Source organism: Streptomyces sp. NPDC006510 (assembly GCF_040611955.1).
Taxonomy (GTDB): Bacteria; Actinomycetota; Actinomycetes; order Streptomycetales; family Streptomycetaceae; genus Streptomyces.
The window spans coordinates 1-15504 of the sequence record NZ_JBEXPH010000007.1 but is presented as its reverse complement, the minus strand read 5'-3'; the positions used below and the strand labels follow the sequence as shown (position 1 = coordinate 15504).

Here is a 15504-nt window from a genome sequence, read left to right as displayed (position 1 = left end):
GTTCGCTCGCTGCGCTCGCTCACGCGTTGCCTCCGTCTGCCTTGTCGAAGTGCGGGTTCTCCCAGATGACCGTCGCGCCCATGCCGAAGCCGACGCACATGGTCGTCAGGCCGTAGCGGACCTCGGGCTGCTCCTCGAACTGGCGGGCCAGCTGCGTCATCAGACGCACACCCGAGGAGGCCAGCGGGTGGCCGTAGGCGATGGCGCCGCCGTACTGGTTGACGCGCGCGTCGTCGTCGGCGATGCCGTAGTGGTCGAGGAAGGCGAGCACCTGGACGGCGAACGCCTCGTTGATCTCGAACAGACCGATGTCGCCGATGGTCAGCCCGGCCTTGGCGAGGGCCTTCTCGGTCGACGGGATCGGGCCGTAGCCCATGACCTCCGGCTCGACGCCCGCGAAGGCGTACGAGACCAGGCGCATCTTGACCGGGAGGCCCAGCTCGCGGGCGACGTCCTCTGCGGCGAGCAGGGAGGCGGTGGCGCCGTCGTTGAGACCGGCGGCGTTACCGGCGGTGACCCTGCCGTGGGCGCGGAACGGGGTCTTCAGACCGGCGAGCGACTCCAGGGTCGTACCCGGGCGCATCGGCTCGTCGGCGGTGACCAGGCCCCAGCCGGTCTCGCCGGCCTCGGCGTTGGTGCGGCGCACCGAGATCGGCACCAGGTCCTGCTGGATCTTGCCGTTGGCGTACGCCTTGGCGGCCTTCTCCTGCGAGCGGACCGCGTACTCGTCGGCGCGGAGCTTGGTGATCTGCGGGTACCGGTCGTGCAGGTTCTCCGCGGTCATGCCCATGAACAGGGCGGACTCGTCGACCAGCTTCTCCGACACGAAGCGCGGGTTCGGGTCCACGCCCTCGCCCATCGGGTGGCGGCCCATGTGCTCGACACCGCCGGCGACGACGACGTCGTACGCACCGAAGGCGATGGAGCCGGCCGTCGACGTGACGGCGGTCAGGGCGCCCGCGCACATGCGGTCGATGGAGTAGCCAGGCACGGACTGCGGGAGCCCGGCCAGGATTCCGGCGGTCCTGCCCAGCGTCAGGCCCTGGTCGCCGATCTGGGTGGTCGCGGCGATGGCGACCTCGTCGATCTTCGCGGGGTCCAGGTCCGGGTTGCGGCGCAACAGCTCCCGGATGGCCTTCACGACGAGATCGTCGGCGCGGGTCTCGTGGTAGATGCCCTTCGGGCCCGCTTTGCCGAACGGGGTGCGGACGCCGTCGACGAAGACGACGTCCCGGATGGTACGAGGCACGGTGGCTCTCCTCCAGGGTGCGGGATGGCACTGCTGCGCGGCACGCCCGGAAGCGCGCCACCACCATCATGCTACTTGCGGGTAACCAGACTGCCCAGCCCCCACGGCGGGAGCGGCGAAGGTCACATGCGGGCGGGGCCGGGCGCGGGCGCCGTTCGGGCCCCGAAACGCCGATCGCCGGACGGGGCTGAACCAGCCCCGTCCGGCGATCGGGAACACCACGTGGCCTCAGGCCGCACAACCTGGCGCGAATACGCCCCTCGGCGAGCCCTCCGGCAATGGCCCCTCAGGCCGCCGGCGCCAGCGCGCGGACCAGCAGCGGGGCCACCTGCTCGATCTGCCAGCGGCGCGCCCCGTACCCGGCGAGTGCGGTCTCGACCGCGTCCGGGGTCGGGTTCCTGGGCGGCTCCCAGCAGATCCGGCGCACCGTGTCCGGAGTGATCAGGTTCTCCTGCGGCATGTGCAGCTGCTCGGCGAGTTCCGACACCGCGGCGCGGGCGGCCGAGAGCCTGGCCGCCGCAGCGGGGTCCTTGTCCGCCCAGGCGCGGGGCGGCGGCGGACCGGCGAGGGTCTGGCCGGGCTGGGGGAGCTCGGTCTCCGGCAGTGCCTTGGCCCGGTCGATGGCCGCCTGCCACTGTTCCAGCTGGCGCCTGCCCATGCGGTGGCCGTACCCGGGCAGCGCGGTCAGCGCCTGTGTGTTCAGCGGGAGCGCGAGCGCCGCCTCGACGATCGCGGTATCGCCCAGAACCTTGCCGGGCGAGATGTCACGCCGTCGTGCGACCTGGTCGCGCGCGGTCCACAGCTCGCGTACCACCGCCATCTGGCGGCGACGGCGGACCTTGTGCATGCCGGACGTGCGGCGCCACGGGTCCTTGCGCGGGGGAGCGGGCGGTGCCGAGGCGATCGCGTCGAACTCCTCGCGGGCCCATTCCAGCTTGCCCTGCCGGTCGAGCTCGTCCTCCAGGGCGTTGCGCAGATCGATCAGCAGCTCGACGTCGAGCGCCGCGTAGCGCAGCCAGGGGTCGGGGAGCGGGCGGGTGGACCAGTCGACCGCGGAGTGGCCCTTCTCCAGCGAGTAGCCGAGCACGCTCTCGACCATGGCGCCGAGGCCGACGCGCGGGAAACCGGCGAGCCGTCCGGCCAGCTCGGTGTCGAACAGCCCGGTGGGAGTCATCCCTATTTCGCGCAGACAGGGCAGGTCCTGAGTGGCGGCGTGCAGGATCCATTCGCTGCCGCTCAGGACCTTGCCGAGGTGCGACAGGTCGGGGCAGCCGACGGGGTCGATCAGCGCGCTGCCCGCGCCGTCGCGGCGCAGTTGCACAAGGTAGGCGCGCTGGCCGTAGCGGTAGCCGGAGGCCCGCTCGGCGTCGACGGCCACCGGGCCGGAACCGGCGGCGAAAGCGGCGATCACCCGGGCGAGGGCGTCGTCGGACGCCACCACCGGGGGAATGCCCTCGCGAGGTTCGAGCAAGGGGATCGGCGCCGGGGCGACGTCGTCCGGGGGGGCGCCCCCGGTGGTTCGCAGTGAAGTGTCTGCTGCGGTCTCTTGGGCGTCGGTCACGTGTCAAGGGTATCTGTGTATGTACGGCGCCCGTCGACGGAACGTTCCGTCGACGGGCGCGGATGAATGCAAACCAGCCGGTCCGTGCCTGTGCGGACCCGCCGGGTACGGGGCGGGCGTCAGTGGATGATTCCCGTCCGCAGGGCGACGGCGACCATTCCGGCGCGGTCTCCGGTGCCGAGCTTGCGGGCGATTCGGGCGAGGTGGCTCTTGACGGTCAGGGCGGACAGTCCCATGGAGACGCCGATGGCCTTGTTGGACTGGCCCTCGGCGACCAGTCGGAGGACCTCGACCTCACGGCCGGACAGTTCGCGGTAGCCGCCCGGGTGGCTCGGGGCGCCGGGGGGCCGACGGTGCATACGGGCGGCGTTGGCGCCGATGGGGGCGACGCCGGGACGGGTGGGGTGGCCGATATTGGTACGTGTGCCGGTGACGACATAGCCCTTCACGCCGCCCGCGAGGGCGTTGCGTACGGCGCCGATGTCATCGGCGGCGGAGAGGGCGAGGCCGTTCGGCCAGCCGGCGGCTCGGGTCTCGGACAACAGGGTCAGCCCGGAACCGTCGGGCAGGTGGACGTCGGCAACGCAGATGTCGCGCGGATTGCCGACGCGGGGACGAGCCTCCGCGATGGACGACGCCTCGATGACGTCACGTACTCCGAGTGCCCACAGATGGCGGGTGACGGTGGAACGGACGCGCGGGTCGGCCACGACGACCATGGCCGTCGGCTTGTTCGGGCGGTAGGCGACCAGGCTTGCGGGCTGCTCTAGGAGAACGGACACCAGGCCTCCTGGGGAGTGGCGGGACGGGCCGGCTCGGGGATGAAGCCGGGGCGAACCGTGCTTGAAGGGTCATTGACCTCTTCGGCAGCAGACCCGTGCTCCTTTAGGGGAAGATCACGATTTGGTGAGTAACAATTCGGGCAAATCGGACATGCGATCGATTGTACGAAAAAAATACCGGTAACTGTGCGAGAAATGTGACGCACAGTCACCGGCAGGGGGAGAGTTTCGGCCAGAGAATTCAGAGAAGAAGATCAGGAAACCTGCGGACCGCGCCGCTGCGGGAGAGTCACCACCGCCGCGTCGACGGGCCCCGATGGCGGCAGGCCGGCGATCTGGCACAACAGGTCGCCCCACGCCATGAGATGCGCCGCCGTGTCCGGCACCCCGTCGCGGCCCTCCCGAGGCGTCCACGACGCCCGGATCTCGATCTGGGTCGCCGGGCGCCTCGTGCCCAGCGCGCCGAAGTAGTGCGACCCCGCCCGGGTCACCGTGCCGCCCGCCTCCCCGTACGACAGACCGCGCGCCTCCAACGCGCCGGTCAGCCAGGACCAGCACACCTCCGGCAGCAGCGGATCGGAGGCCATCTCCGGCTCCAGCTCGGCCCGTACCAGCGTCACCAGGCGGAAGGTGCCCTGCCAGGCGTCGTGCCCGGCCGGGTCGTGGAGCAGTACCAGGCGGCCGTCGGCGAGATCGACCTCACCGTCGACGACCGCGGCCTCCAGGGCGTACGCGTACGGCGCGAGCCGCTTGGGCGGCCTCGTCGACTCCACCTCCAGCTCGGGGCGGAGCCGCGCCGAGTGCAGCGCGTCCACCGCCGACCGGAACGCGGGCGGGACGGAACCACCCTCCTCGCTGTCCTTGCTGTCAGCGCCATCTGATTGATCGGAGAACTGTCCCTGAGCCGGAGCCATGCGGGGAAGAGTAGGCGGAACCGGCGCTTCGCGCAGGGAGGACACCCGGGCCGGGCCGGCTGCTTGCCGCTTCATGCGAAGATTCCTGGTGTGAGTGCCAACGATCGCCCCATGGGCCAGCAGACGAAGACCTCCGCCACCCATGAGTCGGCGTTCCTGAAGGCGTGCCGCCGCGAGCCCGTTCCGCACACGCCGGTCTGGTTCATGCGCCAGGCGGGGCGCTCGCTGCCGGAGTACCTGAAGGTGCGCGAGGGCATCCCGATGCTCGACTCCTGCATGATGCCGGAGCTGGTCGCGGAGATCACGATGCAGCCGGTCCGCCGTCACAAGGTCGACGCCGCGATCTACTTCAGCGACATCGTCGTACCGCTCAAGGCCATCGGGATCGACCTCGACATCAAGCCCGGTGTCGGCCCGGTCATCGCCGACCCGATCCGCACCCGCGCCGATCTGGCCCGGCTGCGCGACCTCACGCCCGAGGACGTCGGCTATGTCACCGAGGCCATCGGCCTGCTCACCGCCGAGCTGGGCGCCACCCCCCTGATCGGTTTCGCCGGGGCCCCCTTCACCCTCGCCAGCTACCTCGTGGAGGGCGGCCCGTCCCGCAACCACGAGCACACCAAGGCCCTGATGTACGGCGACCCGCAGCTCTGGGCGGATCTGCTGGACCGGCTCGCCGAGATCACCGGCGCCTTCCTCAAGGTGCAGATCGAGGCGGGTGTCTCGGCCGTCCAGCTCTTCGACTCCTGGGTGGGCGCGCTGGCCCCCGCCGACTACCGGCGTTCGGTGCTGCCCGCCTCGGCGAAGGTCTTCGACGCCGTCGCCCGGTACGGCGTCCCGCGCATCCACTTCGGCGTCGGCACCGGCGAACTCCTCGGCCTGATGGGCGAGGCGGGCGCGGATGTCGTCGGCGTCGACTGGCGGGTTCCGCTGGACGAGGCCGCGCGCCGGATCGGCCCCGGCAAGGCGCTCCAGGGCAACCTCGACCCCGCGGTGCTGTTCGCACCGACCGCGACGGTGGAGGAGAAGACCCAGGAGGTGCTGGACGCGGCCGCCGGTCTCGAAGGCCATGTCTTCAACCTGGGCCACGGCGTGATGCCGACCATGGACCCGGACGCGCTGACCCGGCTCGTCGAGTACGTGCACACCAGCACCGAGCGCTGAGCGCCCGGGGACGCCGGGCACCGCGCACTCAGGCGGTGCCCGCCCGGCGCACCGCGGTCACCGCCTTGCGGGCCGCCACCAGAACCGGGTCCCAGACCGGCGAGAACGGCGGGGCGTAGCCCAGGTCCAGGGCGGTCAGCTGCTCCACCGTCATCCCGGCCGTGAGCGCCACGGCCGCGATGTCCACGCGCTTGGCCGCCCCGTCCCGGCCCACGATCTGCACCCCGAGCAGCCGGCCGGTCCGGTACTCCGCGAGCATCTTCACCGTCATGGGCTGCGCCCCCGGGTAGTAGCCCGCCCGGCCCGTCGACTCGATCGTCGCCGTGACGAACCGCAGTCCCACCGCGCGGGCGTCCTTCTCGCGCAGACCGGTGCGGGCGATCTCCAGATCGCACACCTTGCTCACCGCCGTGCCGACCACGCCCGGGAACGTCCCGTAGCCGCCGCCCACGTTGGACCCGATGATCTGGCCGTGCTTGTTGGCGTGGGTGCCCAGCGCGATGTGGCGGGTCCGGCCCGCCACCAGGTCGAGGACCTCGACGCAGTCGCCGCCCGCCCAGATGTTGTCGTGCCCGACGACCCGCATCGACAGATCGGTCAGCAGGCCGCCGTGCGGACCCACCGGGAGGCCGACGGCGCGCGCCAGCGTCGTCTCCGGCTCGACGCCGATCCCGAGCACCACCACGTCCGCCGGGTAGGAGGCGTTGCCCGTGGCGACCGCGCGGACCCGGCCGTCCGAGCCGGTGCGGATCGCGGTGACCTCGGCCCGGTTGACCGTGGTGATGCCCAGACCGTCCATCGCGTCGTGCACCAGCCGCCCCATGTCGGGGTCGAGCGTCGCCATCGGCTGCTCGCCGCGGTTGAGCACGGTCACCTCGAAGCCGCGCTTCAGCATCGCCTCCGCCATCTCCACGCCGATGTAACCGGCTCCGACGACGACCGCCCGCCTGCTGCCCGGCGCCCGGTCCAGCGACTCCAGCAGCGCCTGACCGTCGTCCAGGGTCTGTACCCCGTGCACCCCGGGCGCGTCCATGCCGGGCAGCGCCGGACGTACCGGACGGGCCCCCGTCGCGATCACCAGCTTGTCGAAGTCCGTCCAGTACGCCTCGCCGGTGCCCAGGTCCAGAGCCCGCACCCGCTGCCCGGCGACATCGATCTCCGTGACCTCGGTGCGCATCCTGAGGTCGATGTCGCGTGCCCGGTGCTCCTTCGGCGTGCGCGCGATGAGGTCGTCCCGCGCCACGACGTCGCCGCCGACCCAGTACGGGATGCCGCAGGCGGAGTACGAGGTGAAATTGCCCCGCTCGAAGGCGACGATGCTCAGCTCGTCGGGGCCCTTGAGCCTGCGGGCCTGGGACGCGGCGGACATGCCCGCCGCGTCACCACCGATGACCACCAGTCGCTCCGCCGTCATGCCAGGTCCCTTCGACACCGAGTCCGAAGGGACCACGCTACGACGCCGGGGGAGCGGGCGAGTGCTCGGCCGGCTCGGGCGTCCGCGGCGCACGGCGTCCGGGCAGCCGGTGGCGCAGCAGCCGCCACAGCAGCAGAAGTACCGCGAGCGCTGCCAGGAACGGGGCCGCGGCGCCCAGCGCCATCGCGAGCCACAGCAGCATCGTCACGAACGCGTGCCAGCCGCCGCCCAGCGCGTCCAGGAAGCCGGAACTGTCGTCGTCGTCCTCCGCCGCCCCCTCCGGCTCGGTGAGATCCAGGGTGATCGTGGCGAGCGCGGTGCGGTCCTTCAGAGACGCCTGCTGGGCGAGCAGCGACTCCAGGGCCGCCTGACGGCTGCTCAGTTCGCCTTCCAGCGTGACCACGTCGCTGAGCTTCCCGGCCCGTTCCATCAGCTTCCGCACGCGCGCCACACTCGCCCGCTGGGTGGCGATCCGGCTCTCCACGTCGACCACCTGGTCGGTGACGTCCTTCGCCGACGAGGTGCGCGACAGCAGCTTTCCCGTGCCCGCGAGATCCTTCAGCACCGCGTCGTACTCGCCCTGCGGAACGCGCAGTACGAGATGTGACATGTCGTGTGTGTCATCGATCCGCTCGGTCTCCTCGCCGGCCACCAGACCGCCCGAACCCTCCGCGACCGAACGGGCGACCGCGGCCGCCTTCGGCACGTCCTTCACCTCCACCGAGAGCGAGGCGGTCCGGATGACATGGGTGCCCGAGGACAGCGCATCGGCCTTCTTCGGCCGGGCCGGCGAACCGCCAGCCTCCTGCGGTTCCCGCGCCGTCTTCCCGGCCGCGGAGTCGGCGGCGCCCCGCTCCGCCGTGCCGATCGCCTTCTTGTCGTCGCCGGAACTCGCGTCGCTCGCACTGTCCGATGTGCCGCAGCCGTTCAGCGCGAGCAGGCCGGCCACGAGTCCGGCCGCCAGGACCATGCGCGAACGATGGACGGATGAACGGCCAGGATGCCGGTCTCTCTGCATGACTGCCCCCCAAGGCGGGTCGTTGATGGTGCCGGTTCGACGTGCCGGACACGGGAACGGGTTGCCGAATAACGGTTTCGAAGCAGTCACGTTCAGGACTCGGAAGAGGTTTGAGAGAGTGGGGGCATGCAGCGTTCAATGAACCGAGCGGACCAGGGCACCGGACACGTCGTCGTCATCGGCGGCGGCATCGCAGGTCTCGCCGCCGCCCACCGGCTCCTCGGGGCCGGCCTGCGGGTCACCCTTCTGGAGGCCACCGAGCGGCTCGGCGGCAAGCTCATGACCGGGGACATAGCCGGAACCCGGGTCGACCTGGGCGCCGAGTCGATGCTCGCCCGGCGCCCGGAGGCGGTCGGCCTGGCCCGCGACGTCGGCCTCGGTGACCGCCTGCAGCCGCCCGCCACGGCCACCGCGTCGGTCTGGACACGCGACGCCCTGCGGCCCATGCCCAAGGGCCATGTGATGGGCGTACCGGGCGACCCTGCGGCGCTCGACGGACTGCTCACCCCGGAGGGCCTGGCCCGCATCGCGCAGGAGCGCGACCTCACCCCGACCACCGTCGGTGACGACGTCGCCGTCGGCGCGTACGTCGCCGACCGCCTGGGCCGCGAGGTCGTCGACCGGCTCGTGGAGCCGCTGCTCGGCGGCGTGTACGCGGGCGACGCCTACCGGATCTCGATGCGTGCCGCCGTACCGCAGCTCTTCGAAGCGGCCCGGGAGGGCGGCTCGCTGCTCGACGGCGTCCGCCGCATCCAGGAGCGGGCCGAGGCCCGGCAGCAGACCGGACCGGTCTTCCAGGGCATCGACGGCGGTGTCGGCACCCTGCCCCACGCGGTCGCCGACGCCGTACGTGCGGCGGGCGGGGAGATCCTGACCGCCACCCCCGTCCTCGGCCTGACCCGTACCGCCGAAGGCTGGGACGTCCGCACGGACGCCCGGGTGATCGCCGCCGACGGCATCGTGCTCGCCGCCCCCGCCTGGTCCGCCTCCACGCTGCTCGCCGCCGAGTCCCCGGCGGCCTCCGCCGAGCTCGCCGGGGTCGAGTACGCGTCGATGGCGCTCGTCACCATGGCGTTCCGCCGCTCCGACATCGCCGCCACGACCGCGCTCGACGGCCGCTCCGGCTTCCTCGTCCCCCCGGTCGACGGCCGCACCATCAAGGCGTCCACCTTCTCCTCCCACAAGTGGAGCTGGGTCGCCGATTCCGCCCCGGACCTCTTCGTGCTGCGGACCTCCGTCGGCCGCTACGGCGAGGAGGACCACATCCACCGCGAGGACCACGAGCTCGTCGATGTGTCGCTGCGCGACCTCGCCGAGGCGACCGGACTGGCCGCGAAGCCCGTGGACACCGAGGTCACCCGGTGGATCGGCGGACTGCCCCAGTACCCCGTCGGCCACCTCTCCCGGGTCGCCCGGATCCGCGACGAGGTCGCCAAGCTGCCCGCCCTGCGGGTCTGCGGAGCGGTCTACGACGGCGTCGGCATCCCGGCGTGCATCGCGAGTGCCCACCGCGCCGCGGACGAAATCGCGGCCGAGGTCACCGGTGGTTCCGGGGAAGAGATCATCGCCACGTCGACCCTGGTTAAGGGCACACGGAGCGAGGCGGGACAATAGCCGTATGAGTGCGCCTGAGACTGTGAAATCAAGCAAGGGCCCCAACGCGGGTAAGAAGGCCAAGGACCTCAACGAGGTCATCCGCTACACGCTGTGGTCCGTCTTCAAGCTGCGCGACGTCCTGCCCGTGGACCGCGCCGGTTACGCCGACGAGGTCCAGGAGCTGTTCGACCAGCTCGCGGCCAAGGACATCACCGTCCGCGGCACCTATGACGTCTCCGGCCTGCGTGCTGACGCCGACGTCATGATCTGGTGGCACGCCGAGACGGCGGACGAGCTCCAGGAGGCGTACAACCTCTTCCGGCGCACCAAGCTGGGCCTGGCACTGGAGCCTGTCTGGTCGAACATGGCGCTGCACCGCCCCGCCGAGTTCAACAAGTCGCACATCCCGGCGTTCCTGGCCGACGAGACGCCGCGCAACTACATCAGCGTGTACCCCTTCGTGCGCTCCTACGACTGGTACCTGCTGCCCGACGAGGACCGCCGCCGCATGCTCGCGGACCACGGCAAAATGGCCCGCGGCTACCCCGACGTCCGGGCCAACACCGTCGCCTCCTTCTCGCTCGGCGACTACGAGTGGATCCTCGCCTTCGAGGCCGACGAGCTCGACCGCATCGTCGACCTGATGCGTCACCTGCGGGCCTCCGAGGCGCGGATGCATGTCCGTGAAGAGGTCCCGTTCTACACGGGGCGCAGGAAGTCGGTTGCAGACCTGGTGGCCGGGCTCGCGTAGCGAGCGGGCTCCGACCACCCCAACCCGGAAGATCAGAGGGCGGGCACCGGCGCGTTCGCGCTGCCCGTCGTTCCAGCGACACCGGGTTCGGCTCCGGGTGCGGCGCGCGTTCCGCGCGCCGCACCGGCGTCCTTCGACACGCACCACCCCGTGACGGACCGGCCGTGCTACCGGAGCGGTCCGCCCGGACCGCCGCCGAGCGCGGCCCGCAGCGCCGGATCGTCCCCGGCGCGCACCCCCCGTACGGCGATCGCCGCCAGCACGTCGCGGTCCGCCCCGGCGGCCGGAACGTCGTGCTCGGCCAGCAGCCGCTGACCGGCGGGCGAGGCCCACGAGCTGTAGGGATGGATCTCCATCCGGGCGATGGCCAGACAGCCGACGGTCAGCGCGAGCGGCAGCCCGAACCGGACGAGCAGCGACACCACCGGGCCGCCGGGACCGTGCTCCTGACCGGGCATCAGCAGCGTGACGGCACCCATCGCGACCACCAGCAGAGCCGCGCCGCGCACCGCCCGCACCGCGGCGGCGACATCGGTCCCGGCACCGCCCGGCAGGGCCAGCCCGGCGGCGACGAGCCGCTCGGCCAGGGCGCGTACGGCGTCGGAGGTGGCCGCGGCCGCCCGTATCGGCGGTATAGGGGACTGGCCCTGCGGGCCTGTCGCACGGATCACCGTGCGCTCCATCTCGTCCCGGCCCTCCGGGTCGACGACCGTCGCCCAGCCGGTGGGGGCGAGCAGCAGCCGTCGTCGAAGATGCATGGTGGCCAGCGTCAGATCGACCACCCGGTGGGGACCGCCGGCCAGGAACGCGGTCTCGTACAGGGTCAGTTCATGACCGGCGCCGATGTCTGGTACGGCATCCGCGGACGCGCCGGACAGCAGTCCCGTGCGGGCCGAGACGAGGCAGAGCCGGATGCACGTGATGGCTGCCGCACCCCATGCGACCAGCAGAAACAGAACCCAGAGCATGGCGGCTTTCTATCCGAGGCGGGGGTGGAAAGCCATGGCCCGTTCATCATGCGGACGCTTCGGCGGCGCCGGACAGCCCTTAGCCGCCACAACTGGACCCGCCACCGCAGCTGCTGCTGGAGCAACTGGAGCCGCTGCTGCCACCGCAGCCGGACCCGGACCCCGATCCACAGCTCGCCCCGGAACTGCACCCACCGCCGCCTCCGCCGCTGCCCCCGTCACCCGAGCTCCCGCAACTGCCGTGACCGGCACTCGTACCGGCACACCACACCACCGGCGCGAGGAGCAGGGCGGAGGCGCCCGCGGACGCCGTCGCCGCCGAGTGCGCCTGCCACCCTGCCGCCCGGCCGCGCGGCTGCATCCGGGCCGCCGCGATCAGCTGAGCCTGCAACTCGGGGTCGGGGAGGGCCCGCAGCCCGTGCGTGGCCACCAGATGGGCCGGGCCCGGGTGGTACGCCTGGGCGGTGCGGTACGTCTCCGCGGCCCGGCGCCCCGCCCCGGTGACGCGCCCCCGGGCGATGCCGGCGCAGATGAAGCCGGTGAGGAAGCCGGGGATCAGGAACGGGAGCACCTTGAAGACGAAGGGCACGGGGGAGTCCGCGGACAGTTCGTCGGAGAGCGACTGCGCGACGGTCATCACGACGGTGAGCGGGACGGCCAGTACGCAGACCAGCCCCTGGGCGATGCCCCAGCGGCGCCAGGTCCGGCTAGCGGCGGGCGCGGCCAGCAGACCGCGGGCCGCGAGCCCGTCGCCGATCTCCTGCACCGCGGGGTGCCGCATCACGGCCTCGCGCAGGGTGTGCAGCGCGCCGCTGGGGGCCGTGGCGTGTTCCTGGAGCACCGCGCGCTCCACCGGGTCCCGGGCGTCGGCCCGCTGGACGGCGACGATTCCGGGACCTCCGACGGCGAGCCGTCCGTCCGCCTGCATCGCGGTGAGCGCGGTGTCCACGACCCTGCCCGGACCACCGTTGAGGAAGGCGACTTCGTAGAGGTCGTGGACGGAGCCGCCGACGCCGCCACGGGCACGCGCGAGCCCCACGATCAGGAGCACGGAGGAGACCACGACGCCGAGATCCATCAATACCGCGACGGTGTTCATGCCGGTCACCTTCCGATCAGGGCCGCGCGGGCGGCTCGTACCAGCCGGGTGGTGCGGCGCGGTGGACGCGCGGCGGCCCGGTCCTGCCACCAGTGGGTCAGCCGGCGCCGGGCGGCGTCGTCGGCGGGCCGGCCCGCGATCAGCAGCTGCTCGGCGAAGTCCAGCGCGTCGCGCCGGTAACCGGCGGACATGGGACGGGTCCTGGCGTACGAGAGGAAGGCCTCCCGGTAGCCGGCGCCCAGGATCTCCGGCAGTTCGGGTGCCACCTTGGCGACGACCCCGGCCCGCTTGGCCGCCAGGGCCCGGCTCTGGATCCCGAGGCGGCGCCGGTCGAAGCCCTGCGGGGCGGGGCCACCGGCGACGAGGGCGGAGAGCAGCGCGGTCTGGGCGGCCGCGAGCCGGTCGCGCGTGGCGTCCGGGGGCGCGGAGGCTCCGGTCCGCGCGGCCGGACGGAGGACCGGGGCGGACCGCGTCACGTTCCCCGCCGCCCGGTCCAAGGTGGCGCGGATCGTGTCCAGTTCGCCCGCCAGCTCCCCGGCGGGCGGGAAGTCGTCGTCGCGCTCCAGGAGGACGCCGGGCGGGTCGACCCGGGAGCGGAGTTCGGCGAGGACGTCGAGGACGGGCGCGGTGACCGGGTGGGCGTGGGTGTCGTGCCAGACGCCGTCCTTCTCGACGCCGCCCGCCACATGGACGTACGCGATGGCCTCCACCGGCAGCTCGTCGAGCGCGGTGGCCGGGTCCTCGCCCCGGTTCACGTGGTTGGTGTGCAGATTGGCGACATCGATCAGCAGCCGGACCCCGGTGCGCTCGACCAGCTCCGCCAGGAACTGCCCCTCGGTCAGCTCCTCGCCGGGCCAGGAGATCAGCGCCGCGATGTTCTCCAGGGCCAGCGGCACCGGCAGCGAGTCCTGCGCGATGCGTACGTTCTCGCACAGCACGTCCAACGCGTCCCGGGTCCTCGGGACGGGCAGCAGATGGCCCGCTTCCAGCCCCGGCGAAGCGGTACGCGGCCCCCCGGCCCGTACGAACGCGATGTGCTCGCTCACCAGCGGGGCGGAGAGCAGCTCGGCGCGGGCGGCAAGATCCGCGAGCCGTCCCGCGTCGGGACGGCCGGCCCCGCCGAGGCCCAGCGAGACGCCGTGCGGCACGACCGTGACCCCGCGCTCCCTGAGCCGTACCAACGAATCGGGCAGATGGCCGGTGCAGATGTTCTCCGCCACCGCCTCCACCCAGTCGATCCCCGGCAGTGCCTCGACGGCGTCCGCGATCTCCGGCCGCCAGCCGATACCGATTCCCAGCCTCATGCCGTCCCCCTCCTCCGCTCCGTGCAGGGCTCATGGCCCCGGAGGGCGGTGCTGAATCCGAACAGGGAGACGTTCAGAGGTTGATTTGAGGTTCCCGTCCGGCGCTCAGCCGCGTCGCAGCGCCGGATGGTCGGCGACCACCGTGCACGACCCGGGGGCGATCTCGGTGAACCCGGCGTCACGCACCACCGGAAGCCCGCTCGTCGTCAGTTCCTGCCAGCGGCCCGCCTCCGCGGTGGCGACCGAGAGCGGAAAACCCGCCTCGCGCCATGCCTTGCGCTCCGTGTCGGACAACTCCCACCAGGCGAGCTGCGCACCGTGTCCGGCCTGCGCCATGGCCTTGCCCGCCGACATGTCCAGCTCCGGGTTGAGCCACAGCACCGGGCCCGAGGGACCGGGCGCGGCCGGCGGCTCGGGGTCGTCCAGATCCGTCCCCGACACCTGGAGCTTCGCCAGCTCCTTCGGCCAGCCGTCCAGGGGCACGGGAGGGAAGACCCGCACCTCGGCGCTCTCGCCCGTGACTGTGATGCCCGGCAGCGCGGACGCCTTGCGCCACTCCGCACCGCGCGCCCGCCGCACCACCTTGCGGATGCGGGCGTCCTGCCAGTCCCGCATCGCCCGCGCCCACTCGCCCTCGCCGTCCGAGCGCTCGTCGGAGAGCATCACGAGCACCGCGCGGGCAGCGGTCCGCAGCGCGTCGGTACGGGTCGGGGGAGCCGTCTTCTCGATGTGCACGACCAGCGGCAGTACGTACTGCGGCGCCTCGTCGCGGCTCGTCGGCTCCGTCCTGAACGGGCTGTCCGCCGCGGGCGGGTCGGGCGTGGCCGGGACTCCGGACGGGGATACGGGAGTGTCATTGCTGCTCACCCGTCCAGTCTGCCAGCCGCCCAGGAAACGTTTCTTGGCGGAATGAACCGCTCCGGGTGAGGATGCACCGCATGAAGAGCGATCTCTTTTCCAGCGAGAACCTGGCACAGCAGGCGACGGTCCCCGGAATGACCCTGCAGAACGCCAAATCCATCAAGTACGCCGTCAACGGCGAGATGCACGCCCGCCAGGGAGCGATGATCGCCTTCCGCGGCGATCTGCAGTTCGAGCGCAAGGGCCAGGGCATAGGCGGCATGCTGAAGCGCGCCGTCAGCGGCGAGGGGCTGCCGCTGATGGCGGTCCGCGGGCAGGGCGAGGCCTGGTTCGCACACGAGGCCGCCAACTGCTTCATCGTGGAGATGGAACACGGCGACGTCCTCACGATCAACGGCCGCAACGTGCTCTGTTTCGACCCCACCATCTCCTACGAGATCAAGACCGTGAAGGGCGCCGGGATGACCGGTGGCGGGCTCTTCAACAGCGTCTTCACCGGATACGGCAAGCTCGGCCTGATGTGCGAGGGGCACCCCATCGTGATTCCCGTCACGCCGCAGCAGCCGGTCTGCGTCGACACGGACGCGGTGGTCGGCTGGAGCGCCAACCTGACCACGTCGCTGCACCGTTCGCAGAGCTTCGGCTCGATGATCCGCGGCGGTTCCGGCGAGGCCGTCCAACTGCGGCTGGACGGCGAGGGATTCGTGATCGTACGCCCCAGCGAGGCTCTTCTGCCGTCGCTCGGCTGCTGTCCGCCTGCGGCGGGCCACCTCCGCTTCCACCACTGGCAAAACCGATGGGAAGGCCGGCGTCATCCTCGACA

13 protein-coding genes and 1 pseudogene are annotated in these 15504 nt (G+C 72.1%); 4 read left to right on the top strand and 10 right to left on the bottom strand.

Translation table 11 applies throughout. The features are described from left to right. Window positions 1-19 precede the first annotated feature (19 nt). The 4 genes from ABZY11_RS04065 to ABZY11_RS04050 all read right to left on the bottom strand — a co-directional run bounded on the left by ABZY11_RS04065 (window position 20) and on the right by ABZY11_RS04050 (window position 4506). Entirely contained in the window at window positions 20-1249 is a 1230-nt protein-coding gene (locus tag ABZY11_RS04065) for an acetyl-CoA C-acyltransferase (protein ID WP_356477612.1), read from the bottom strand. A 286-nt stretch (window positions 1250-1535) separates the two neighbouring features. After that, a complete protein-coding gene (locus ABZY11_RS04060; RefSeq protein WP_356477611.1) occupies window positions 1536-2810 on the bottom strand; it encodes a ribonuclease D in 1275 nt (424 codons plus the stop codon). Window positions 2811-2929: 119 nt separating this feature from the next. Beyond that, window positions 2930-3592, bottom strand: coding sequence for a response regulator transcription factor (locus ABZY11_RS04055; RefSeq protein WP_093542274.1), 663 nt, complete (start codon window positions 3590-3592; stop codon window positions 2930-2932). 254 nt (window positions 3593-3846) lie between these two features. Then, complete coding sequence (locus tag ABZY11_RS04050) at window positions 3847-4506, bottom strand: DUF3000 domain-containing protein (protein WP_356477610.1); 660 nt, start codon at window positions 4504-4506, stop codon at window positions 3847-3849. Window positions 4507-4617: 111 nt separating this feature from the next. Here ABZY11_RS04050 and hemE point away from each other — a divergent pair, with 111 nt between their 5' ends. Continuing rightward, complete coding sequence (gene hemE / locus ABZY11_RS04045; RefSeq protein WP_356477609.1) at window positions 4618-5670, top strand: uroporphyrinogen decarboxylase; 1053 nt, start codon at window positions 4618-4620, stop codon at window positions 5668-5670. A 28-nt stretch (window positions 5671-5698) separates the two neighbouring features. On the opposite strand, the gene ABZY11_RS04040 is transcribed toward hemE, so the two are convergent. Next, window positions 5699-7084 (bottom strand): FAD-dependent oxidoreductase, encoded by a 1386-nt coding sequence (locus ABZY11_RS04040; protein ID WP_356477608.1) that lies wholly within the window; start codon window positions 7082-7084, stop codon window positions 5699-5701. A 37-nt stretch (window positions 7085-7121) separates the two neighbouring features. Beyond that, window positions 7122-8102 carry a DUF4349 domain-containing protein gene (locus ABZY11_RS04035; protein ID WP_356477607.1) on the bottom strand — a complete coding sequence of 327 codons (981 nt, stop codon included), beginning with the start codon at window positions 8100-8102 and terminating at the stop codon, window positions 7122-7124. A gap of 126 nt (window positions 8103-8228) precedes the next feature. Between ABZY11_RS04035 and hemG the strand changes: the two genes are divergently transcribed. Both hemG and hemQ read left to right on the top strand, forming a co-directional pair. Next, window positions 8229-9716 (top strand): protoporphyrinogen oxidase, encoded by a 1488-nt coding sequence (gene hemG, locus ABZY11_RS04030; RefSeq protein WP_356477606.1) that lies wholly within the window; start codon window positions 8229-8231, stop codon window positions 9714-9716. A 4-nt stretch (window positions 9717-9720) separates the two neighbouring features. Beyond that, window positions 9721-10449: a hydrogen peroxide-dependent heme synthase gene (hemQ, locus tag ABZY11_RS04025; RefSeq protein WP_356477605.1), complete on the top strand. Its 729-nt coding sequence runs from the start codon at window positions 9721-9723 to the stop codon at window positions 10447-10449. A gap of 167 nt (window positions 10450-10616) precedes the next feature. On the opposite strand, the gene ABZY11_RS04020 is transcribed toward hemQ, so the two are convergent. The 4 genes from ABZY11_RS04020 to ABZY11_RS04005 all read right to left on the bottom strand — a co-directional run bounded on the left by ABZY11_RS04020 (window position 10617) and on the right by ABZY11_RS04005 (window position 14687). Then, on the bottom strand, window positions 10617-11417 hold the full coding sequence (locus ABZY11_RS04020) for a TIGR04222 domain-containing membrane protein (protein WP_356477604.1): 801 nt from the start codon (window positions 11415-11417) through the stop codon (window positions 10617-10619). 79 nt (window positions 11418-11496) lie between these two features. After that, window positions 11497-12516, bottom strand: coding sequence for a TIGR04222 domain-containing membrane protein (locus ABZY11_RS04015; protein ID WP_356477603.1), 1020 nt, complete (start codon window positions 12514-12516; stop codon window positions 11497-11499). A gap of 5 nt (window positions 12517-12521) precedes the next feature. Beyond that, on the bottom strand, window positions 12522-13820 hold the full coding sequence (locus ABZY11_RS04010) for a DUF692 domain-containing protein (RefSeq protein WP_356477602.1): 1299 nt from the start codon (window positions 13818-13820) through the stop codon (window positions 12522-12524). Window positions 13821-13925: 105 nt separating this feature from the next. Continuing rightward, window positions 13926-14687: a peptidyl-tRNA hydrolase gene (locus ABZY11_RS04005; protein ID WP_356477601.1), complete on the bottom strand. Its 762-nt coding sequence runs from the start codon at window positions 14685-14687 to the stop codon at window positions 13926-13928. 71 nt (window positions 14688-14758) lie between these two features. Here ABZY11_RS04005 and ABZY11_RS04000 point away from each other — a divergent pair. Continuing rightward, window positions 14759-15406 (top strand): annotated as a pseudogene (locus tag ABZY11_RS04000) (AIM24 family protein); the annotation flags it as partial. Window positions 15407-15504: the final 98 nt, after the last annotated feature.